Below are 20,396 nucleotides of genomic sequence, written 5' to 3' on the forward strand. Positions count from 1 at the left end.
GCGCCGTCGCGGCAGCTACTTCTTCTTGGCGGCGGTGACCTTCGCGTACTTCGCCTGGAACTTGGCGACCCGGCCCGCGGTGTCCAGCACGCGCTGCTTGCCCGTGTAGAACGGGTGGCAGGCGCTGCAGGTCTCGACGCGGATCTCGGCGCCCTTGGCGGTGCTGCGGGTCGTGAACGTGCTACCGCAGGAGCAGACGACCTCGGTGGTGGTGTACTCCGGGTGGATACCGCTCTTCATGATCTCTCGGTCCCTCTCGATGATGTGGTCGCCGGGTCGCCGTCAGCGCCGAACCACCCCGCCAGGGCGGACGACTCGAGCGTGAACCGGAACCATTACTGGCCGATGGACCAGTCTGCCATGTCACCTGCCCCGATCAGAAATCAGGAGGCGTCAGCCGGTCCGTGGTCGATAACGTGAGCGCCCCCCGCCGCATTCCCGCGGCGGGCACTCACGGAGGGAAAGCCGTCATGGCGCTGCTCGCGGACGTCCTCGACCCGGTCGAACTGGCCACCGCGGTCGAAAACGGGCACGTGCGGGTCCAGCGTCACCCGACGCGGCCGTACGTGATCTACAACTACACCGAGGCCTGCCAGTACGCCGGCGCGTGGACGCCGGTCACCCTGACCTGCCGCGGCCTGATCGTGCACGGCGACACCGTCCTCGCCCGGCCCTTCGAGAAGTTCTTCAACCATGACCAGAGCCATGCGCCCCGGTTCCTGGCGGACACGGCGGTGACCGTCACCGACAAGGCCGACGGCTCGCTCGGGATCATTTACCGCGACGGCGCGGACCTGGCGATCGCCACCCGCGGGTCGTTCGCGTCGGACCAGGCGCGGCACGCGACCGAGGTGCTGCGCAGCCGGTACCCGGGCTTCACGCCGCCGGACGGGCTGACCGTGCTGGTCGAGATCGTCTACCCGGAGAACCGGATCGTGCTCGACTACGCCGGGATGGACGACCTGATCCTGCTCGGCGCCGTCGAGATCGCCACCGGCCGCACGTTCGGGCCGGCGGCGGTGCCGAACTGGCCCGGGCCGGTCGTGGACTCCTTCGCGTACGCGACGCTGGCCGAGGCGCTCGCCGCGCCGCCGCGCGAGGGACGCGAGGGGCTCGTCGTGCACTTCGCCGGCACCGACCAGCGAGTGAAGATCAAGTACGCCGAGTACGTACGGCTGCACCGGCTGGTGACGGGACTCTCCGCCCGTACCGTATGGGAGGTCCTCGTCTCCGGCGGCGACCTGGACGCGCTGACGGAACCCCTGCCGGACGAGCTGCACGCGTGGGTGGCGGGCGTCGCCACCGCGCTGACCGACCAGGTCGAGGCGCTCGCCGCGGCCGTCGAGGCGGAGTTCGCGGCGATCGTGGCGGACCTGGCGCCGGGCTGGCAGCGGCGCGAGTTCGCGGCCCGGGCCGTGCGCAGCGAGCACCGCGGCGCGCTCTTCCTGCGACTCGACGACAAGGACTACCGTCCCGGCCTGTGGCAGCTCGTGCGGCCGGCCGCCGACACCCCGACCGGCACCCAGGTGAGTGAGGAATGACCAGACTGCTGATCACGCGTGGCCTGCCCGCCTCGGGCAAGACCACGTTCGCCCGCAAGCTGCAACCGCAGGTCGTCCGGGTCAACCGCGACGACCTGCGGCGGATGCTGCACGGGCGGCCGCTCTTCACCCAGTGGTCGGAGGGCCAGGTCACGCGCGCGCAGCGGGCCGCCGTCGAGGCGCTGCTGCGCGGGCACACCGACGTGATCGTCGACGACACGAACCTGCGGGCCAAGACCGTGCGCGAATGGGCCGAGCTCGCGGCGCGCTTCCACGCGACGTTCGAGGTGCACGACTTCACGGACGTGCCGCTGGAGGAGTGCCTGCGCCGCGACGCCGGCCGCGCCGAGGAGGAGCAGGTCGGCGAGGAGGCCATCCGCCGGATGCACGAGCGGTACCTGGCGGGCAAGCGGACGCCGCTGCCGATCCCGTACGTGGATCCGGGCGGGCCGGCCGCCGTCTACGACCCGGACCCGGAGCTTCCGCCGGTCGTGCTCGTTGACATCGACGGCACCGTCGCGCTGATGAACGGTCGCAGCCCGTACAACTGGGGCCGGGTCGGTCACGACGCGCCGAACCCGGCGGTCATCGCGGCGGTCCGGGCCATGCACTCGGCCGGCCACGCGATCGTCTTCTGCTCGGGCCGCGACGAGGTCTGCCGGGCCGAAACGCAGGCCTGGCTGGACCTTTACGTCGACGTGCCGTACGAAGGACTCTTCATGCGGCCCGAGGGCGACTCGCGCAAGGATGCGATCGTCAAGCGGGAGATCTTCGACCAGGAGATCCGCGACCGCTGGCGGGTCATCGGCGTCTTCGACGACCGCCAGCAGGTGGTGCGCATGTGGCGCGCCCTGGGACTGACCGTGTTCCAGGTGGCAGAGGGAGACTTCTGATGGACGGGCAGGCCGGAAAGTATCCGCGGACTTTCCACCTGCCCGACTCTCCCGGCGCCTCCGGCGACGACCGCACGCAGCCGGACCTGTCCTGGTTGGACGGTGAGCTGGTGGTCACGGAGAAGCTCGACGGCGGCAACCTGACCTTCACCCGCGACGCGATGTACGCCCGCTCCGTCGACTCGGGCACCCACCCGTGGGACCGGGCGGCCAAGGCCCTATGGGCGATGACGGCGTACCGGATCCCGGACGACTGGCGGGTCTGCGGCGAGTCGATGTGGGCGCGGCGCAGCATCGCGTACACGGATCTGCCGGGTGTCTTCATCGTCTTCGGCATCTGGGACGAGACGAACACGCTGCTCGGCTGGGACGACACGGTCGACTGGGCGCAGCGGCTGGAGCTGCCGGTCGTCCCGGTGCTGTATCGCGGCGGCAGCCTCAGCGAGGCGCGGGCCGCGTGGGCCGCCGTGCGCGACCCCGCGTCGTCGGAGGGCTTCGTGGTCCGCAGCGCGGGCCGCATCCCCGCGGCGGAGTTCTCCCATCGGCTGCTGAAGTGGGTCCGCGCGGACCACGTCCAGACCGACGCCGCCTGGCGCCACCGGGACGACTTCCCGCTCAACGAGTTCGCCTAGCACCGGCTCAGCCTGTATACGGGCAGGTTCGGGTGCCGGACTGCGCCAGGGCCTGCGCCTCCGGGTCCAGATAGAAGTTCGGGCGCTGGTCCAGCTCGTCGTAGTAGCGGTGGAAGACCGGCGTCGCACCGCCCGAGATCGGTGGCACGATCCAGCTCCAGTCGGCCGGCACGCGGCGGCCCGCCTTCTCCTCGTTGCTCAGGTGGGTCAGGAAGCGCTGCGACTCGGTGTGATGATCCGCGATCTTCATGCCGGCCTTCTCGTACGAGTACAGCACCGCGCGGTTCAGCTCGATCAGCGCCTGGTCGCGCCAGAGCGTCGACTCGCGGCTGGTGTCCAGGCCCATGCGCGCGGCGACGATCGGCACCATGTCGTACCGGTCCTGGTCGGCGAGGTTGCGGGCGCCGATCTCCGAGCCCATGTACCAGCCGTTGAACGGCGCCAGCGGGTACTGCACGCCGCCGATGGTCAGGCGCAGGTTCGCGATGGCCGGCACCACGTGCCAGCGCAGGCCCAGCTCCGCGAACCAGCCGAACTCCGGGTGGGTGAGCGGCACCTCGAGGATCGCGCGTTCGGGGAGCTCGTAGAGGCGTACGCCCTCCGCCGGCGTCTCGACGGCGAGCGGCAGCACGTCGAAGGCCTCGCCCTTGCCCTGCCAGCCGAAGCCCTGCATCGCGGCGGTGAACTGCTCGTTGCGCGGGTCGCCGACGAAGCTGCCGTCCTCGGTGCGGTAGCCCGCGTACCGGATCAGCTGCTCGTTCCAGACCCGGGCGTACGGCTGCCCGGGCAGGGCCGGCGCGAAGATGCTGATCACCGGGCGGATCGCGCCGGGGCGGTCGCCGCCGCCGGCGACGCGCAGGTGGTGCACCAGCAGCGAGAAGATGTCGTCGGCGGTCCGCGCCCGGCGCCGGTCGAGCACGACCAGGCTGCGCCAGTAGAGCCGGCCGATGCAGCGGCTCGAGTTGCGCCAGGCCATCTTGGCGCCGTGCGCCAGCTCCTCGGTCGTGTGCGCGTAGCCGCCGGTCGCCGCGATCTGCGCGCGCACGATGGCCAGGCGCGGCTCGACGGGCCCGAGCCGGGGGTTCTCGAGGTAGCACTGGCGCAGGAAATCCTCGGCCTCGCCCGGATCGACTGGTGCGATCGGATCCCATCGCTCGCTCGGATGGTCCCGGTACCCAGGAACGATCATCGGGCGTCCTCCCCACGTTGAGCTGAGGTGCCCAGGGAGGTTCGCACAACGCCATATGGACTTAAACGTACTGAATGTGCGACAGGGGCAGCCGTTGTGCGACGGCTGCCCCTTTCGGTCGTTTTCCGGCGTTATTCGCCCGGCGTCGACTTCGCGATCTGCATCAGGAACTCGATGTTCGTCCGGGACTGCTTGAGCCGGTCGAGCAGCAGGTCCAGCGCGGCCGAGGACTCCAGCGAGCTCAGCACCTTGCGCAGTTTGTGGACGATCGCCAGCTCTTCCTTGCCGAGCAGGATCTCCTCCTTGCGGGTGCCGGACGGGTGGATGTCGATGGCCGGGAAGGTCCGCTTGTCGGCGATCTTCCGGTCCAGCTTGAGCTCGGCGTTACCCGTGCCCTTGAACTCCTCGAAGATGACCGTGTCCATCATCGAGCCGGTCTCCACCAGCGCCGTCGCGAGAATGGTCAGCGAGCCGCCGTTCTCGATGTTGCGCGCCGCGCCGAGGAACCGCTTCGGCGGGTAGAGCGCGGTCGAGTCGATACCACCGGACATGATGCGGCCGGAGGCCGGCGCCGCCAGGTTGTAGGACCGGCCGAGCCGGGTCACCGAGTCGAGCAGCACGACCACGTCGTGGCCCAGCTCGACGAGGCGCTTGGCCCGCTCGATCGCCAGCTCGGCGACGGTGGTGTGGTCCTGCGGCGGCCGGTCGAACGTGGCCGCGATGACCTCGCCCTTGACCGAGCGCTGCATGTCGGTGACCTCTTCGGGCCGCTCGTCGACCAGCACGACCATCAGGTGGCACTCGGGGTTGTTGTGGGTGATCGCGTTCGCGATCGCCTGCAGCACCATCGTCTTGCCGGCCTTCGGCGGCGAGACGATCAGGGCACGCTGGCCCTTGCCGAGCGGCATGACCAGGTCGATGACCCGCGTGGTGAGGATGTGCGCCTCGGTCTCGAGACGCAGCCGCTCCTGCGGGTACAGCGGGGTCAGCTTGTAGAACTCGGGCCGCCGACGGGCCTCCTCGGGCTCCATCCCGTTGATGGTGTCGAGGCGGACCAGCGGGTTGTACTTGTCGCGACGCTGGTCGCCGCCGCCCTCGCGGGCAGCGGCCCGCACGGCGCCGGTGACCGCGTCACCGCGGCGCAGCCCGTGCTTCTTGACCTGCGACATCGAGACGTAGACGTCGTTGGGGCCGGAGAGGTAACCCGTGGTGCGGACGAACGCGTAGTTGTCCAGCACGTCGAGGATGCCGGCCACCGGCACGAGGACCTCGTCCTCGTTGACGTGCGGCTCGCGGCCGCCGTCGCGACCGCTTTCGCGGCCGCCGCCCTCGCGGCCGCCACCCTCGCGGCCGCCGCCCTCGCCGCCGTCCCGGTCGCGGCCACGCCGACGGTCGCGGAACCGGCTGCGCCGGCTACGCCGGCCGCCCTCGCCGCTGTCGCCGTCCTCGTCGTCGCTGTCGTTGCGGGGGCCGTTGTCGGTGCGCGCGACGGCCTCGTTGCGCGGGCCGCGGTCGCCACGGTCGTTGCGCTCGCCGCGGTCGTTGCGCTCGCCGCCCTCGGACCGCTGCTGGTTGCGCTGCCGGTCCCGGTTGCGCGACTCGCCACGCTCGGGCCGGTCACCTCGGTCGGCGCGCTCAGCACGCTCGGCGCGCTCGCCCTCGCCGTCGGCCGGGGCGCTGTCGCGGTCGCGGTTCTGGTCACGGCGCGGGCGCCGGCCGGACTCGACCTCGTTCGCGGGCTGCTCGGTGGTCGCCGGGGCCGCGGACTGCGCGGCGGCGGGCTCGGCTACGACGGCCTGAACCACCGGAGCCTGCACCGCCGGGGCCGGGGCCTCGGCGACCGGAGCGGCCGCGACGGGCTCGGTGCGCACCGGCTCGGCCGCCGGGGCGTCGGAGCCGTTCGTGGTGCGCGGACGCGGGGCGCTCTTGGCGGGCGCCGCCGGAGCCGCGCTGTTCTGGCGCTCCGAGATGGCGGTGATGAGCTCGCCCTTGCGCATCCGCGCGGTGCCGGAGATGCCGAGGGACGCGGCAAGGCTCTGCAACTCGGGCAGCAGCATCGCCGACAGCCCCGTGCCGCCGCGGCGACGCTTGGTGACAGCCGCGGTGGTGGCGCCGTCGTCAGCGACGTCAGAAACACCCGACGTCACGTCGGTGGTGTCGCTCAATGGATTCCTTCCGTCGAAAAAACCAAGTCCACCCGGGTCTGCAGCCTGGTGGCCGGGTGCCCTCGGAACCCGCTTCGCAACTGCGGCGCGGGAGTTTGCAGCACGGCAGCTCGACGGTTTCCCGACCCGTCGGACGTTGACGGGTAGGTCTCGGCGAGTGCAGCGATCTGATGATCCGCTGCTCGGCGTGTGTTTTGAAGAGAAGTGAGACCGGCAGAATGCCATGAGTCTCGGGGGTGCGCGCCGAACCGCAATGATCGCTTGCTTCGCGGCTGTGCTAGGTCTTGAGCGTAGTCAACTCTTACGACCTGCGGCAACAGGGCCCCGCTCGGCGTGTTCCACCATACCCCCCTTGGCAAGAGCACCGGCGCTATCCACGCCCAGCGGCTCCGCGCGCCATTGCTCTCCGGGGCTGAAATCTCCGGGTACCGGGGTCAGCGCGAGCACGGTCGGCCCCGCCCCGCTGACAACTGCCGCAACACCGACAGCACGCAGCCCCGCGACCAGCGCCGCCGTGCCGGGCATCCCCTCGGCCCGGTAGCCCTGGTGCAGCCGGTCCTCGGTGGCGGCGAAGAGCAGCGACGGGTCCCGGGTAAGGGCGTGCACCAGCAGCGCGGCCCGGCCCGTGTTGAACGCGGCGTCCGCGTGGGGCACGGCCGCGGGAAGCGCGGCCCGCGCCGTCGCGGTCAGGCCCCGTTCCTGCGGAACGAAGACCGTCGGCCGTACGCCCGAAGCGACGTCCAGCCGCACCGCCCGCGAACCGGACGCCTCGTCCCAGGCGATGGTGAACCCCCCGAGCAGGCACGGCGCGACGTTGTCGGGGTGCCCCTCGAGCCGCGCGGCGATCCGCAGCGCGGCCGCGTCGTCGATCTGCTCGTGCGCCAGGGCCCGGGCCAGTTGTACACCGCCGACGATGGCCGCCGAGGAGGAGCCGAGGCCCCGGGCCTGCGGTATCCGGTTGACGCACTCGACGGCCACGCCCCGCGGGCGGCCACCCAGCTCGTCGAAGGTGGCCAGCATGGCCCGCACGACCAGGTGGGTCTCGTCGCCGGGCAGGTCGCCGGCGCCCTCGCCGGTCACGGAGACCGTGTACGAATCGCCGGTCACCTGGGCGGTCAGGTCGTCGTGCAGCGCGAGCGCGAGGCCCAGCGTGTCGTAGCCCGGACCGAGATTGGCGCTGGTGGCCGGCGTACGCACCCGCACCGGCTCGGAGACGAAGGTCAGGCCCATCGCCACATGCTAGGCGCTGATCATTACCGCTCCCCCGGCCGCCCGTCCACACCCTCGGCGGCCGGCTCGCCCGCCACGACGGCGGCGGGCGCCTCCGCGGGGTCGGCCAGCGAGAGCCCCCGCGTCGCGATTCGCCAGCCGATGGCGTAGACGAGGGTGATCAGGCCGCAGGCGACGAGGATGACGCGCTCGTCGACGCGGTCGACGAAGAGCGCGGCGCCCAGCTGGCTCACCGAGATGGCGAGCGTCGCCAGCATCATGTCGGTGGCGAAGACCCGGCCGCGCAGCCGGTCCGGCACCTCGCCCTGCAACGCGTAGTTGGAGAGCACCCAGTTGGTACCGCCCGCGAAGTGCGCGACGAAGACCAGCGCCAGCACCAGCGGGAACCAGGGCGCGAACGCCACGCCGAGGTAGCCGAGGCCGTACAGGCCCATCGAGAGCGCCAGCCCCGGCAGCAGCCAGGTCCGGTGGCCGAGCACCGGCCGCATGACCAGCGGGCCGACCAGGGCGCCGGCGCCGCGCACGGCGAAGAGCAGGCCGGCGCCGAGCGCGCCGACGCCGTAGAGGCCGGCCAGCAGCGGGAAGACGGTGAGCACGCCGTTGCCGAGTCCCACCGCGGACTTCACGGTGACCAGCGCGCGGATGCGGGGCCGGGCGCCGATGTAGCGCAGCGCCTCGATCAGCGCGTGCCAGGCGCGCGCCGGTACCGCGTCCGGGTCGCGCGGCGCCTGCAACGGCCGGCGGATCAGCGCGGTGAACACCGCCGCGAAGAGCAGGCTGACGGCGGCGGCCGCGAAGCTGACGTACGGGCCGAAGGCGCTGCTGACGATGCCGCCGAGCGACGCGCCGACGATGGTCATCGTGCCCCACGCGGAGCCGGCCACCGAGTTGGCGGCGGCCAGGTCCGCGGGATCGACCACGTTCGGCAGGGCGGCGGAGGCCGCCGGCGAGTAGAACGCCTTGGCCACCGCGACCGCGCCGATGGCGACCAGGGCGAGCGGCGCGGTCGCCGCCGACCGCACGACGAAGAGCAGCAGGGTGGCGAGCAGCGCGGCGATGTTCGACACGATGAGGATCGCGCGCCGGTCGATCCGGTCGGCGATGGTCCCCGTGTACGGCAGCAGCAGCGCGGTGATCCCGGTGTCGGCGGCCAGCACCAGCGCGCCCCACACGCCACTGCCGGTCAGCTCCGGCAGCAGCACGAGCAGCGGCACCATGACGAACCAGTCGGCACCGAAGACGACCAGCTCGGCCGCGAACAGGCGCCGGAAGTCGCGGTTACGAGTAAGGACCGAGAAGGGAGTCGCCACGTACCGGAATCTACCGGCAGCGGCGGCCGGCCCCGATCGGGCCGGCCGCCGCTCGACTTCTCCCGCTCAGGCGGTCGGCGGGTCCGCCGGCCTGCGGGGCATCCTCAGGACCTCGAACTGGTCCGTGTACCCGCGCAGCGCGGCGCTGGGCTGCGCGGCCGGCTCGCCCGCGGGCGCCTCGGGCGCCTCGTGCGCCCCACCGGCGGACGCCGGAACCGGGTCGTCGGACGGCACGACCGCCCCCGCCGGCTCCTGCGCCGCGTGCCGTGGCGCCTCCTGGGCCGCCTCGGCCGTGCCGCCGGACCGGGCCGCCTTCGCCGCACGCCGCCGCTCGCGCCGGCCCCGCGACCTTTCCTTGGTGTTCTCCACCATCGTGTAGAGCGTCGGCACCAGCACCAGCGTGAGCAGCGTCGAGCTCACCAGGCCGCCGATGACCACAATGGCCAGTGGCTGCGAGATGAAGCCGCCCTCGCCGGTCAGCCCGAGCGCCATCGGCAGCAGCGCGAAGATGGTCGCGATCGCCGTCATGAGGATCGGGCGCAGCCGGTGCCGGCCACCCTCGATCACCGACTCCTGCACGCCAAGGCCCGCGCGGCGGTAGTGGTTGATCAGGTCCATCAGCACGATGGCGTTGGTGACCACGATGCCCACCAGCATCAGCACGCCGACCAGCGCGGGCACGCCGAGCGGGGTGCCGGTCGCGAGCAGCAGCGCGATCGCGCCGGTCGCCGCGAACGGGATGGAGACCAGCAGCAGCAGCGGCTGCAGCAGGCTGCGGAACGTCGCGACCATGATGACGAAGACGATCGCGATCGCCGCGAGCACGGCGAGACCGAGGTCCGCGAACGCGTCCGCCTGGTCCTGGCTGACCCCGCCGATCTCGTACGTGCTGCCGGCCGGCAGGCTCAGAGCGTCGAGCCGCGCGGTCAGATCCTTGGTGGTCTGGCCGACGTTCGAGCCCGTCGCGGTGCCGTTGACCGTCGCGCTGCGGTTGCCGTCGATCCGGGTGACCGCCTCGGGGCCCTCGACCTCGTTGACGTCGGCGACCGAGTCGAGGAGGACGACCTGGCCGGTCGGCGTGGTCAGCGGCAGCTTGCGCAGCGCGTCGATGCCGGCCGGCGGCGCGCCGAGGGCGACGACGACGTTTTGGCTGACGCCGTCGGCGTTGATCTCCCCGACCGGCGCCGGGCGGAACGCCGCCGCGACAGTGCGGCCGATCTCGGCCTCGGTCAGACCTGCAGCCGCCGCGGCGGCGCGGTCGACCTTGACGTCCAGGCGGGGGACGCTGGCCGCGAGCGAGCTGCTCACGTCGGTGACGTCCTTCGTGCCGGCCATCGCGTCCTGCACCAGCTTGGTCGCGGACTCGAGGGACTCCTGGTCGGCGGCCTGCACGACGACGGCCAGCGCGCTGCCGTCGAAGCCGGTGCCGCTCTCGCTGCCGATGGTGACCTCGCCGACGTCGGTCATGCCCTCGAACTGCTTACGCAGCTCGTCGGAGACCACGCTCGCGTCGGCGTCCTCCTTCAGCGCCACGTTGAAGCTGGCGCCGCTGGCGCCGCCGGAGCCGACGAACGGGTTGAACTCGCCGCTGCCGACCGTCACCTGGTAGTGCTCGACGGCGTCGTTGGCGACGATCACGGCCTCGACCTTGCGGGCCGCCGTGTCCGTCGTGGCGAGGTCGGTGCCGACCGGCAGGTCCTGCGTGACGACGATGGTGTCCTGGCCGGACTCGTCGAGGAAGTTGGTCTCCAGCTTGCTGGCCAGGCCCATGGTGCCGATGAGCACGACGATGCCGATCGCGACGGTGACCCACCGGGTGGTCTTGCTGCGGATGACCCAGCGGATGATCGGCAGGTAGCCGCGCTGCAGCGGGCTGCGCAGCTCCTTGGCCTCGGCCGCCTGGCGGACCTCGACGGACTCGGAGCCGCCCGCGGCGGGCCGCAGGAACCAGTACGCGAGCACCGGCACGACGGTCAGCGACACGAAGAGCGAGGCGACCAGCGCGACCGTGACCGTGATGGCGAACGGCGCGAAGAGCTGGCCGACGAAGCCGCCGACGAGGGCGATCGGTGCGAACACGGCGACCGTGGTCAGCGTCGAGGCGGTCACCGCGCCGGCGACCTCCTTGACGCCCGACATGATCGCGTGGACCTTCGCCTCGCCGTACTCGAGATGTCGCTTGATGTTCTCCAGCACGACGATGGAGTCGTCGACCACGCGTCCGACCGCGATGGTCAGCGCGCCGAGGGTGAGCAGGTTCAGCGAGTAGTCGCCGAGGTAGAGCGCGATGAGCGCGATCAGCACGGAGAGCGGGATCGAGACGACGGTCACCAGCGTCGAGCGGATCGACAGCAGGAAGACCAGGATCACGATGACGGCCATGAGCAGGCCGAGCATGCCCTCGGTGGTCAGGCTCTCGATCGACTTCTCGACGAACGGTGCCTGGTCGGTGATGACGGTGAGCGTGGCGCCGGAGGCGGCCTCCAGGTCGGCGAGCTGGTCGCGCACCTCGTGGGAGATGTTGACCGGGTTGCCGTCCGGTGCGGCGGTCACCGCGATGCCGAGGCTGTCGACCCCGTCCGTGCGGGTGTACGACGTGGCGGGCGCGAGCTGCTCGGTGACCGTGGCGACGGCGTCCAGCCGGACCGGGCCCTTGGCACCCTTGAGGTAGAGGCCCTTGATCTCGTCGACGGTCTGGATCGGGCTGCCGACCTGGACGCTCAGCGAGCGGGTGCCGTCGGTGACCGCGCCGGCCGGGATCGAGATGCCGTTGCTCTGCAGCAGGGTGGCGATCGAGCGGGGGTCGACGCCGGCGGCGGCCAGCTTCGCCGGGTCGGGCGCGATCAGGATCTGCTGATCCCGGACGCCGGTCACGGCGACGTCGCGGACGCCCTCGATGGCCTTGAGCTCGGGGACGACGGTCTGCTGCAGCCGGTTCGCCAGCGCGGCCTGGTCGTTACGGCCGTCGGAGGCGGCCAGGACGATGGCCGGGATGTCGTCGGTGCCGCCGGCGAAGATGACCGGCTCGACGTCGTTGGGCAGCGTCGGCTGGATCCGGTTGATCGAGGTGGTCAGCTGGTTGACCGCGTCGTCGAGGTCGGTGCCGAACTCGAAGAGGACCTGGACGGTGGTCGAGCCCTCGCTGGTCGTCGACTGGATGGAGTCCAGGCCGTCGGCGCCCTTGATGGCGTCCTCGATCGGCTTGGTCACCTGCTCTTCCATGATCTCCGGGCTCGCGCCGGGCAGCACCACGCCGATGAACGCGCCCGGGAACTCGAGCGAGGGCAGCAGCTGCTGCTTGAGCGACGGCACCGTGTAGATACCGAAGCCGGTGATCACCACCGCGATGAGGGCGACGAGCCCCCGGTTAGCGAGACTGAGCCTGGTCAGAAACGACATCTGCTCCCCCGTGAAAGTTCGGCCAAGGCATATAGTTTGCCCGACGCGAACGAATCAAACGACGCCGGGGTGCGCTGGTTACGCCCGGTCACGCAAGGAATGCACAGGGGGTGCAGTGACCGAAAATGAACGCCTCATCGCGGACATTATGGGCGCGCAGGAACGGCTGCAGCACCTGTTTGCCCACGACCGGTCGGATCCGCTCTTCTCCTCACAGCTGACGATGCCGCAGCTGAAGATCCTGCTGCTGCTCTACCGGATGGGCGACACGTCCGGGCGCGAGCTGGCCGGCCTGCTCGGCGTCAGCCTGGCGACGATGAGCGGCATGGTCGACCGCCTGGTCGCGCACGACCTGGTCGTCCGGGCCGAGGACGCACACGATCGACGGGTACGCCGGATCAGCCTGAGCGGGCACGGCGCGGAGATGATCGGCAAGATCATCACGGCGGGGCTGGAGAAGCAGGCCCGCCTGCTGCGCCGCCTCACCCCCGAGGAGCTGCGCGCGGTGCACGACGGCCTGCACGCAATGGTCCGGGTCGCGGCCGAGGAGGCGGAGGAGGCCGCGGCAGCGGCAGCGGAGGAGGCCGCGGCGGACGAGGCGGCGGCCCCGGCCTGAACTCGGCCCGGGCTCAGGCCAGGTCTAGGGCGCGGGCCGCGGCGAGCACCTCGTTCTGGATGGTGGTGGGCGACGGCGCGGTGCTGATCGCCCACTCCGGGTCCTTGAGGCCGTGGCCGGTCACCGTGCAGACGACCATGCCGCCGGCCGGGATCCGGCCGGCCTCGGCCTGCTGCAGCAGCCCGGCGACGCTCGCGGCGCTGCCCAGCTCGACGAAGACGCCGACCTCGCGAGCGAGCAGCCGGTACGCCGAGAGGATCTCCCGGTCGGTCACCGCCGAGATCAGGCCGCCCGAGGCGTCCCGGGCGTCGAGCGCCTTGGTCCAGCTGGCCGGGTTGCCGATCCGGATCGCCGTGGCGATGGTCGACGGCTCCGGCACCACCTGACCGTTGACGATCGGCGCGGCGCCGGACGCCTGGAAGCCGTACATCTTGGGGAGGATCTTGCTGTTGCCCGCCGCGTGGTCCTCCTGATAACCCATCCAGTACGCGGCGATGTTGCCCGCGTTGCCCACCGGCAGGCAGTGGATGTCGGGTGCGCGGCCGAGCGACTCGACGATCTCGAACGCGGCCGTCTTCTGGCCGTGCAGGCGGAAGATGTTCACCGAGTTGACCAGCGAGACCGGGAAGTCCTGCGACAGCTTCGAGGCGAGCGCGAGGCAGTCGTCGAAGTTGCCGTCGACCTGCAGCAGCTTGGCGCCGTGCACAAGCGCCTGCGCCAGCTTGCCCAGCGCGATCTTGCCCTTCGGCACGAGCACGGCGCAGGTGAGGCCCGCGCGGGCCGCGTAGGCCGCCGCGGACGCGCTGGTGTTGCCGGTCGAGGCGCAGATGATCGCCTTCGACCCCTCCTCGACGGCCTTGGACACGGCCATCGTCATGCCGCGGTCCTTGAAGGAGCCGGTCGGGTTGGCGCCCTCGACCTTGAGGTAGACGTCAGCGCCCGTCCGCTGCGAGAGCACGGGCGCGGGCACGAGCGGCGTGTTGCCCTCGTGCAGCGTGACCACCGGGGTGGCCTCCGAGACCGGGAGCCGGTCGCGGTACGCCTCGATCAATCCCCGCCACATGGTCTTTCCTTCCGCCGACTCGCTCAAGGATGCCTCAGCCCGCCGAATAGCGAGACCAGGCGCCCATTATGCGGGACCGTGGGACACGGCCTCCACGTTGTTGCCGTCCGGGTCCCGGACGAACGCCCCGTAGTAGTCCGGGTGGTACTCGGGATGGACGGCCGGCGCGTGCAGCACCTCGGCGCCGGCCGACACCGCCGCCGCGAAGAACGCGTCGACCGCCGCCCGGTCGGCCGCCCGGAACGCCAGGTGCGACTCCCGGAAGCCCTGCCCCGAGTCGAAGACGCCGATCCAGAAGTCGGGCCGGTCGACGCCGTAGCCCATCGCCACCTCGAAGTCCATCAGCCGGCGCACGCCGAGCGGGGCCAGGACCACGTCGTAGAACGCGGCGCTGACGGCCAGGTCCGCGCACTGAATGCCCACATGATCGAGCATCGGGTCAGACACCGCCCTCGACCCGCAGAACGCTGGCGATCGACCGGACTATGTCGAGCGAACGCAGGTCCTCCACCGTGGCCGCGAGGTTCGCGTCCGGCGCGCCGTGCGTCACGATCACCAGCGTCGCGTCCTCGTCCCGGCCGGACTGCCGGACCGTCGCGATGGACACCTCGTGCTTGGCGAAGACGCCCGCGACGGTGGCGAGCACGCCCTGGCGGTCGGCCACGTCGAGGCTGATGTGGTAGCGGGTCACCGCCTCGCCGATGGGCCGGATCGGCAGGTGCGCGTACGAGGACTCGCTCGGCGCCCGGGTGCCCGAGAGGCGGTTGCGCGCCGCCGCGACGATGTCGCCGAGCACCGCGCTCGCGGTGGGCGTACCCCCGGCTCCCCGGCCGTAGAACATCAGCTGCCCCGCGGCCTCGGCCTCGACGAAGACCGCGTTGAAGGCGTCACCGACGCTGGCCAGGGGGTGGCTGCGCGGGATCATCGCCGGGTGGACCCGCACGCTGACCGACTCGTTGCCGGTCGAGTCCGGCCCGCGCTGCGCGATGCAGAGCAGCTTGATCGTGCAGCCCATCTCCTTGGCGCTGGCCACATCGGCGGCCGTCACGCCCGTCATGCCCTCGCGGAACACGTCCGCGGCGGTGACCCGGGTGTGGAAGGCGAGCGAGGCGAGGATGGCGGCCTTGGCGGCGGCGTCGAAGCCCTCGACGTCGGCGGTCGGGTCGGCCTCGGCGTAGCCGAGCTCGGTCGCCTCGTCGAGCGCCTCGCCGAAGCCGGCCCCGCTGGCGTCCATCGAGGACAGGATGAAGTTGGTCGTGCCGTTCACGATGCCGGTGACTCGGGTGACCCTGTCCCCGTGCAGGGACTCGCGCAGCGGGCGCAGCAGCGGGATGGCACCCGCGACGGCGGCCTCGAAGTAGAGGTCGGCGTTGCCCTCGGCGGCGGCGTCGTGCAGCGTCGCGCCGTCCTCGGCGAGCAGCGCCTTGTTCGCCGTGACGACGCTCTTGCCGGCGCTGAGTGCCTCGATCAGCCAGCTCCGGGCGGGGTCGATGCCGCCCACGACCTCGATCACCACGTCGACGTCGTCGCGCTTGACCAGGCCGAGCGCGTCGGTGGTGAACAGCGCGGGGTCGATGTCACCGCCGCGCTGGCGGCCCGGCCGGCGCACCGCGATGCCGACCAGCTCCAGCGGGGCGCCGATCCGGGCGGTCAGGTCCTCGGCCTGTTCGTGCAGCAGCCGTACGACCTCGGTGCCGACCGTGCCGCAACCGAGCAGAGCCAGCCGAACCGCGGGCTTGTCAGAACTCATCCCACATCCAATGCGAGCAGATCGTCTTCGGTCTCCCGGCGGACGATCACGCGAGACACACCGTCTCGAACCGCGACCACCGGCGGCCGGGGCACATGGTTGTAGTTGCTGGCCATACTCCGGCAGTACGCACCAGTACCGGGTACGGCGAGAAGATCTCCGGGCTGCACGTCAGCGGGCAGGAATTCATCCTTCACGACAACATCCCCGGATTCACAATGCTTTCCCACGACGCGGGCGAGCATCGGGGGCGCGTCGGAGCTCCGGCCGGCCAGCGTCGCGGAGTACGAGGCGTCATAGAGGGCGGTGCGGATGTTGTCGCTCATCCCACCGTCGACACTCACGTACGTCCGGATGCCGTCGACGTCCTTGACCGTGCCGACCCCGTACAGGGTGAAGACGGCCGGGCCGACGACGGCCCGGCCCGGCTCGATCGAGAGCTTGGGCCGGCGCAGGTTCTCGGCCGCACACTCGGCGTCGACGATCTTGTTGATCCGCTTCGCCAGGTCGGCGGCCGGCGACGGGTCGTCCTGTGTCGTGTACGCGATGCCGAAGCCGCCGCCGAGGTCCAGCTCGGCCAGCTCGATGCCCCGGGCGTCGCGGATCTGCGCCTGCAGCGCGAGCACCCGCCGGGTGGCGACCTCGAAGCCGGAGGTGTCGAAGATCTGCGAACCGATGTGCGAGTGCAGGCCGCACAGGTCGAGCACGTCCTCGTCGATCACCCGGATCGCGGCCTCGAACGCGGCGCCGCCGGCCAGCGAGAAGCCGAACTTCTGGTCCTCGTGCGCGGTCGCGATGAACTCGTGCGTGTGCGCCTCGACGCCGACGGTCACCCGGACCAGCACCTTCGGCCGCAGGCCGCGCTCCCGGGCCAGCGCCGTGAGCCGGTCGATCTCCTGGAACGAGTCCAGGATGATCCGGCCGACGCCGGCGTCCAGCGCCCGGGACAGCTCGGAGGTCGACTTGTTGTTGCCGTGGAAGCCCATCCGCTCGGCCGGGAAGCCCGCGGCCAGCGCCACCGCCAGCTCGCCGCCGGTGCACACGTCGAGGAAGAGCCCCTCCTCGTCGACCACCTTCACCACGGCCTTGCAGAGGAACGACTTGCCCGCGTAATAGACGTCCGCGCCGGCGAACGCGGCCGCGAAATCGCGGCAGCGCGCCCGCAGGTCGTCCTCGTCCAGCAGGTACGCGGGGGTGCCGTGCTCGGCGGCCAGGTCGAGGACGCTCACGCCGCCGATCTCCAGGGCCCCGGAGCCGGCCCGCGTCACGGTCCGCGGCCAGAGCTGCGGCACGAGCGCGTTGACGTCCTCGGGGGTACGCAGCCAGGCCGGCCCCCTGTTACCGAGTTCGCCGTGCAGCGCCCCGGCCTCGTGTGCCCGCATGATTACATCCTCTCGGGCGCGGAGACGCCCAGCAGCGCCAAACCGTTCGCGATCACCGTTCGAGTGGCGTCATTCAGCCACAGGCGGGCCCGCATCAGGTCGGTGATCTCTTCGTCGCCCTTCGGCGTGATCCGGCATTTGTCATAGAACCGGTGGTACTCGCCGGCCACGTCCTCGAGGTAGCGGGCCACCCGGTGCGGCTCGCGCAGCTCGGCGGCGCTGGCGACGACCGCCGGGTACTCGCCCAGCGCCTTGAGGAGGTCGTTCTCCTTCTCGTGCACGAGCAGCTCCGGCCGGAAGTCGGCCGGCTCGCCGCGGGTCAGCCCGACCGCGGCCGCCTGCACGGCCACGTTGGCGGTCCGGGCGGCGACATACTGTACGTAGTACACCGGGTTGTCGCTCTTCGCCCGGGTCCACAGGTCGACGTCGATGTCGATCGGCGAATCCGACGAGTAGCGCGCGAGGGCGTACCGGGTGGCGTCCACGCCCAGCGCGTCCACGAAGTCCTCGAGGGTGATGACCGTGCCGGCCCGCTTGCTCATCCGCAGCGGCTCGCCGTCGCGGACCAGGTTCACCAGCTGGCCGATCAGGATCTCGAGGTTGGTGTCCGGGTCGTCGCCGAAGCACGCGGCCATCGCCTTCATCCGGCCGATGTAGCCGTGATGGTCGGCGCCCAGCATGATCACGACCCGGTCGAAGCCGCGCTTGCGCTTGTCCAGGTAGTAGGCGCAGTCCGCGGCGAAGTACGTCCAGTCGCCGTCCGACTTGCGCAGCACCCGGTCCTTGTCGTCGCCGAAGTCGGTGGTCCTCAGCCAGGTGGCGCCGTCGGCCTCGACGACGTGACCCTGGTCGCGCAGCCGGTCCAGGGCCTCCTGCAGCTCGCCGCGGTCGTGCAGGTCCTTCTCGTTGAAGTACGTGTCGAACCGCACGCCGAACTCGTCCAGCGACGCCTTGATCTCGGCGAACATCAACTCGACGCCCCGTACCCGGAAGACCTCGAGCGCCTCGGCCTCGCCCAGCGCGAGCGTGTCGGGCGCCTGGCCGAGCACCGCCGTCGCGATCTCCGCGATGTAAGCGCCGCCATACCCGTCCTCGGGGGCCGCCTCGCCCTTCGCGGCCGCGTAGAGCGAGCGGGCGAAGCGGTCGATCTGCGAACCGGCGTCATTGAAGTAATACTCGGTGCCGACGTCGGCACCGGCCGCGCGCAGCAGCCGCGACAGCGCGTCGCCGACGGCCGCCCACCGCACACCACCGATGTGCACGGGGCCGGTGGGGTTCGCGGAGACGAACTCGAGGTTGATCCGCTGCCCGGCGAGCCGGTCACCACTGCCGTACTCCCGACCCGCCAGCACCACGTCGCGGGCCAGCACGCCGGCCGCGGCCGCGTCCAGGCGGATGTTGAGGAAGCCCGGGCCCGCGATCTCCACCGACTTGATGCCGGAGTGGCTGCTGAGCTCCTCGGCGAGGGCCGCCGCGAGCTCACGCGGCGGGACGCCGGTCTTCTTGGTGAGCTGCATCGCCATCGTCGAGGCGTAATCGCCGTGCTCGGGGTTTCGGGGTCGCTCCACCGTCGTCGTCGCGGGCAACAGCGAGACGTCGAGGCCGCGGGCAACGAATACGGCACGCGCAGCTGTGAGAACGGTGGAAGCGAGGTCTGCGGGAGTCACTGAGCCATGCTATCCGGGTAGACTTTGCCGCCCGGCGGCATACCGGGGCCTGCTCGCGGGCCCGGCCCGACCTTTCCATCGAATTGACGAGGCACGATGAGCATGAGCACCCCGGGTCCCGAGCGGGTCCCGTCCACCGTGAAGGTCGACAAGACGTCGGGCCAGGGCAAACCCCCCGCGCAGAAGACCAGCGGGGCCAAGCCCGGCAACCGCCCGCAGAACAAGGGCGGCGGCAAGGGCCGCAAGCCGGTCACCCCGGTCAAGGTCGCCGGCAGCCGCAACTGGGGCCCGATCGCGCTGGCCGGCGCTGTCGTCCTGCTCGCGGTCGGCATCATCGGGTACGGCGTGTACGCCTCGGTCAAGGGCCCCGAGTCCTGGCAGGACAAGGCCGCCGCGATCAAGGACGTCGTCGACTACCGCGCGCAGAAGAACCCCGCGATCGACGCGCAGGACCACAAGGACGGCCCGCAGACCTACGTGACGAACCCGCCGGTGGGCGGCGTGCACAACGCCAAGTGGCAGAACTGCATGGGTGACGTCTACACCGAGCCGATCGCCAACGAGCACGCCGTACACAGCCTCGAGCACGGTTCCGTCTGGGTCACCTACAAGCAGGGCCTCGCCGCCGACCAGGTTGCCAAGCTGAAGGAGAAGGTCGAAGGCAAGGACTTCATGCTGATGAGTCCGGTCGCCAACCTCGACAAGAACGTCTCCCTGCAGGCCTGGGGCTACCAGCTCAAGCTCGACGACGCCAACGACGAGCGCATCGACGAGTTCATCAAGGCCCTGCGCCTGAACGCCTCGCTCGAGCCCGGCGCACCCTGCTCGGGCGGCAACACGACGACCGGCCCGCTCCAGGCGGCCGCGCCCGCGGGCAACTGATGACGGTCTCGGCCGAATCAAGCGCCTCCGACGCGGCCGACACCCACGACCACGAAACCGCCCCGGCCGGCCGCAGCCGGTTCGGGGCGGCGTGGCTCGCCGTGGTGCTCGCCCTGGGCCTGGTGGCCGGCCTCGCCGTCGGCTTCCTGATCCCCCGCCTGAGCACACCCGGCGACGACTCGGCCGAGGCGGGCTTCCTGCGCGACATGAGCACCCACCACGCCCAGGCCGTGGAGATGTCGATGATCGCCCACGCCGACTCGGACAACTCCTCGGTCATCACCCTCGCCAGCGACATCGCCATGACCCAGCACGGCCAGATCGGCTACATGCAGTCCTGGCTCCGCGAGTGGGACCTGAGCCCGAGCGGCAGCCAGCCGCCGATGGCCTGGATGAAGGACGCCGAGGGCTCGGTGCGCAACGGCCTGATGCCGGGCATGGCAACCCCGGAACAAATGACCACGCTGCGCGCGGCGACCGGCAACGACCTCAACGTCCAGTACCTGACCCTGATGCGCCAGCACCATCTGGGCGGCATTCACATGGCCCAGGAGATCCTGGAAGTGTCGGACGACGAAGACGTGACCTGGCTGGCCGAAACGATGGTCCGCGGCCAGCAGAACGAGATCCACCTGATCGACTCGATGCTGAAGCAACTGCAGTAGGCGGCGCGCCGC

The 20,396-nt window shown here is 71.2% G+C and carries 17 protein-coding genes; 6 read left to right on the top strand and 11 right to left on the bottom strand.

Features of this window, described 5'->3' with window-relative positions; genetic code table 11:
* Nucleotides 1–15 precede the first annotated feature (15 nt).
* Complete coding sequence (gene rpmE / locus ACIBSW_RS02555; protein WP_188119615.1) at nt 16–240, bottom strand: 50S ribosomal protein L31; 225 nt, start codon at nt 238–240, stop codon at nt 16–18.
* A gap of 230 nt (nt 241–470) precedes the next feature.
* Between rpmE and ACIBSW_RS02560 the strand changes: the two genes are divergently transcribed.
* From ACIBSW_RS02560 to ACIBSW_RS02570, 3 genes are read left to right on the top strand one after another with little or no spacing between them, the layout of a single operon-like run.
* Nucleotides 471–1,541, top strand: coding sequence for an RNA ligase (locus ACIBSW_RS02560; RefSeq protein WP_354727524.1), 1,071 nt, complete (start codon nt 471–473; stop codon nt 1,539–1,541).
* Nucleotides 1,538–2,434: an AAA family ATPase gene (locus ACIBSW_RS02565; RefSeq protein WP_354727522.1), complete on the top strand. Its 897-nt coding sequence runs from the start codon at nt 1,538–1,540 to the stop codon at nt 2,432–2,434. Before ACIBSW_RS02560 ends, ACIBSW_RS02565 begins: the two co-directional genes overlap by 4 nt.
* On the top strand, nt 2,434–3,066 hold the full coding sequence (locus ACIBSW_RS02570) for an RNA ligase family protein (protein ID WP_354727520.1): 633 nt from the start codon (nt 2,434–2,436) through the stop codon (nt 3,064–3,066). Before ACIBSW_RS02565 ends, ACIBSW_RS02570 begins: the two co-directional genes overlap by 1 nt.
* A gap of 7 nt (nt 3,067–3,073) precedes the next feature.
* Here the strand turns inward: ACIBSW_RS02570 and ACIBSW_RS02575 are convergent, their stop codons facing one another.
* The 5 genes from ACIBSW_RS02575 to ACIBSW_RS02595 all read right to left on the bottom strand — a co-directional run bounded on the left by ACIBSW_RS02575 (nt 3,074) and on the right by ACIBSW_RS02595 (nt 12,359).
* The gene (locus ACIBSW_RS02575) at nt 3,074–4,255 is read right to left on the bottom strand and encodes a nitric oxide synthase oxygenase (protein WP_354727518.1); all 1,182 of its coding nucleotides are present in this window, start codon (nt 4,253–4,255) and stop codon (nt 3,074–3,076) included.
* Nucleotides 4,256–4,386: 131 nt separating this feature from the next.
* A complete protein-coding gene (gene rho / locus ACIBSW_RS02580; RefSeq protein ID WP_354727516.1) occupies nt 4,387–6,420 on the bottom strand; it encodes a transcription termination factor Rho in 2,034 nt (677 codons plus the stop codon).
* Nucleotides 6,421–6,714: 294 nt separating this feature from the next.
* Nucleotides 6,715–7,650: a homoserine kinase gene (gene thrB / locus ACIBSW_RS02585; protein WP_354727514.1), complete on the bottom strand. Its 936-nt coding sequence runs from the start codon at nt 7,648–7,650 to the stop codon at nt 6,715–6,717.
* Nucleotides 7,651–7,673: 23 nt separating this feature from the next.
* On the bottom strand, nt 7,674–8,960 hold the full coding sequence (locus ACIBSW_RS02590; protein ID WP_354727512.1) for an MFS transporter: 1,287 nt from the start codon (nt 8,958–8,960) through the stop codon (nt 7,674–7,676).
* A 66-nt stretch (nt 8,961–9,026) separates the two neighbouring features.
* A complete protein-coding gene (locus tag ACIBSW_RS02595) occupies nt 9,027–12,359 on the bottom strand; it encodes an efflux RND transporter permease subunit (RefSeq protein WP_354725521.1) in 3,333 nt (1,110 codons plus the stop codon).
* Nucleotides 12,360–12,474: 115 nt separating this feature from the next.
* On the opposite strand from ACIBSW_RS02595, the gene ACIBSW_RS02600 reads away from it, so the two are divergent.
* Nucleotides 12,475–12,975 (top strand): MarR family transcriptional regulator, encoded by a 501-nt coding sequence (locus ACIBSW_RS02600; RefSeq protein WP_354725523.1) that lies wholly within the window; start codon nt 12,475–12,477, stop codon nt 12,973–12,975.
* Nucleotides 12,976–12,988: 13 nt separating this feature from the next.
* Here ACIBSW_RS02600 and thrC read toward each other — a convergent pair whose 3' ends face one another.
* The 5 genes from thrC to argS form a co-directional block, all read right to left on the bottom strand.
* Nucleotides 12,989–14,038 carry a threonine synthase gene (gene thrC, locus ACIBSW_RS02605; protein ID WP_354725525.1) on the bottom strand — a complete coding sequence of 350 codons (1,050 nt, stop codon included), beginning with the start codon at nt 14,036–14,038 and terminating at the stop codon, nt 12,989–12,991.
* A gap of 66 nt (nt 14,039–14,104) precedes the next feature.
* Nucleotides 14,105–14,473 (bottom strand): VOC family protein, encoded by a 369-nt coding sequence (locus tag ACIBSW_RS02610; protein WP_354725527.1) that lies wholly within the window; start codon nt 14,471–14,473, stop codon nt 14,105–14,107.
* 4 nt (nt 14,474–14,477) lie between these two features.
* Complete coding sequence (locus tag ACIBSW_RS02615; protein WP_354725529.1) at nt 14,478–15,788, bottom strand: homoserine dehydrogenase; 1,311 nt, start codon at nt 15,786–15,788, stop codon at nt 14,478–14,480.
* Entirely contained in the window at nt 15,785–17,170 is a 1,386-nt protein-coding gene (gene lysA / locus ACIBSW_RS02620; RefSeq protein ID WP_354725531.1) for a diaminopimelate decarboxylase, read from the bottom strand. Before lysA ends, ACIBSW_RS02615 begins: the two co-directional genes overlap by 4 nt.
* Nucleotides 17,171–17,172: 2 nt before the next feature.
* Nucleotides 17,173–18,837 carry an arginine--tRNA ligase gene (gene argS, locus ACIBSW_RS02625; RefSeq protein ID WP_354725533.1) on the bottom strand — a complete coding sequence of 555 codons (1,665 nt, stop codon included), beginning with the start codon at nt 18,835–18,837 and terminating at the stop codon, nt 17,173–17,175.
* A 96-nt stretch (nt 18,838–18,933) separates the two neighbouring features.
* On the opposite strand from argS, the gene ACIBSW_RS02630 reads away from it, so the two are divergent.
* The gene (locus ACIBSW_RS02630) at nt 18,934–19,719 is read left to right on the top strand and encodes a DUF3105 domain-containing protein (protein WP_354725535.1); all 786 of its coding nucleotides are present in this window, start codon (nt 18,934–18,936) and stop codon (nt 19,717–19,719) included.
* Nucleotides 19,719–20,384: a DUF305 domain-containing protein gene (locus ACIBSW_RS02635; protein WP_354725537.1), complete on the top strand. Its 666-nt coding sequence runs from the start codon at nt 19,719–19,721 to the stop codon at nt 20,382–20,384. The genes ACIBSW_RS02630 and ACIBSW_RS02635 overlap by 1 nt, the downstream gene beginning before the upstream one ends.
* Nucleotides 20,385–20,396: the final 12 nt, after the last annotated feature.

The sequence above is a fragment of the Actinoplanes sp. NPDC049668 genome (assembly GCF_044465445.1).
Taxonomy (GTDB): Bacteria; Actinomycetota; Actinomycetes; order Mycobacteriales; family Micromonosporaceae; genus Actinoplanes.

Bases quoted from the DNA above. Each gene is read 5' to 3' on its own strand.
- lysA (WP_354725531.1), bottom strand. From the start codon at position 17,170: ATGCGGGCACACGAGGCCGGGGCGCTGCACGGCGAACTCGGTAACAGG.
- rpmE (WP_188119615.1), bottom strand. From the start codon at position 240: ATGAAGAGCGGTATCCACCCGGAGTACACCACCACCGAGGTCGTCTGC.
- thrC (WP_354725525.1), bottom strand. From the start codon at position 14,038: ATGTGGCGGGGATTGATCGAGGCGTACCGCGACCGGCTCCCGGTCTCG.
- ACIBSW_RS02560 (WP_354727524.1), top strand. From the start codon at position 471: ATGGCGCTGCTCGCGGACGTCCTCGACCCGGTCGAACTGGCCACCGCG.
- ACIBSW_RS02575 (WP_354727518.1), bottom strand. From the start codon at position 4,255: ATGATCGTTCCTGGGTACCGGGACCATCCGAGCGAGCGATGGGATCCG.
- ACIBSW_RS02565 (WP_354727522.1), top strand. From the start codon at position 1,538: ATGACCAGACTGCTGATCACGCGTGGCCTGCCCGCCTCGGGCAAGACC.
- ACIBSW_RS02610 (WP_354725527.1), bottom strand. From the start codon at position 14,473: ATGCTCGATCATGTGGGCATTCAGTGCGCGGACCTGGCCGTCAGCGCC.
- thrB (WP_354727514.1), bottom strand. From the start codon at position 7,650: ATGGGCCTGACCTTCGTCTCCGAGCCGGTGCGGGTGCGTACGCCGGCC.
- ACIBSW_RS02635 (WP_354725537.1), top strand. From the start codon at position 19,719: ATGACGGTCTCGGCCGAATCAAGCGCCTCCGACGCGGCCGACACCCAC.
- ACIBSW_RS02570 (WP_354727520.1), top strand. From the start codon at position 2,434: ATGGACGGGCAGGCCGGAAAGTATCCGCGGACTTTCCACCTGCCCGAC.
- ACIBSW_RS02595 (WP_354725521.1), bottom strand. From the start codon at position 12,359: ATGTCGTTTCTGACCAGGCTCAGTCTCGCTAACCGGGGGCTCGTCGCC.
- ACIBSW_RS02630 (WP_354725535.1), top strand. From the start codon at position 18,934: ATGAGCATGAGCACCCCGGGTCCCGAGCGGGTCCCGTCCACCGTGAAG.
- ACIBSW_RS02615 (WP_354725529.1), bottom strand. From the start codon at position 15,788: ATGAGTTCTGACAAGCCCGCGGTTCGGCTGGCTCTGCTCGGTTGCGGC.